This is a genomic window from Vibrio sp. 10N.222.48.A3 (assembly GCF_041475345.1).
Lineage (GTDB): Bacteria > Pseudomonadota > Gammaproteobacteria > Enterobacterales > Vibrionaceae > Vibrio > Vibrio tasmaniensis_A.
Genome location: NZ_JBFRVX010001635.1, coordinates 1 through 604, shown reverse-complemented (window position 1 = coordinate 604; position 604 = coordinate 1). Strand labels below are relative to the sequence as shown.

1 protein-coding gene is annotated in these 604 nt (G+C 48.8%); it reads right to left on the bottom strand.

From position 1 onward, the window contains the following. A partial coding sequence (pgl, locus tag AB4653_RS28175) for a 6-phosphogluconolactonase (protein WP_372105928.1) occupies positions 1 to 604 on the bottom strand: 604 nt, incomplete at both ends.

Genomic DNA, 604 nt, shown 5'->3' with positions numbered 1-604 from the left:
AGCACTTGCTGCATTTGAATCTAGGAACCACTCTGTCTCACCAGTTTTAGACTGGATTTTCGCTGCCGGGTAAGGCAGTTCTGAAGCAGGAGTTGTATGAATTTCTTTAACGATCTCAACTTTACCTGCACCCAGTACTAGGTAGCTGATTCGTTTTGCTGCTTCTAAAACTTTCGCTGTTTTAGAAACACGGATCTGGCCCGACTCTGGGTGAGAAGCTAATACAGATAGGTTCTCATCTTGGTAGTCAGTTACACCCGGGAATAGTGAAGCTGTGTGGCCGTCTGCGCCAACACCTAGCAGGATCCAATCGAAAACAGGCGTGCCGTTTTCTGTTGGAATCACGTCTGCCATCTCTTTCGCGAAACGCTCTGCTTCTGCTTTTGGCTCATCTTCACCACGGATGCGGTGGATGTTTTCAGCAGGAAGGTTCACGTTCGAGAAAAGTAGCGCGTTCGCTTCGCCGAAGTTGCTTTCTGCATCATCAGGTGCAACGCAACGTTCGTCGCCCCACCAGAAATGAAGGTTATTCCATTGAATGCCTTCTGCGTATGGCGCTTGAGCTAAAAGCTTGAAAAGCATTTTTGGCGTGCTGCCACCCGAC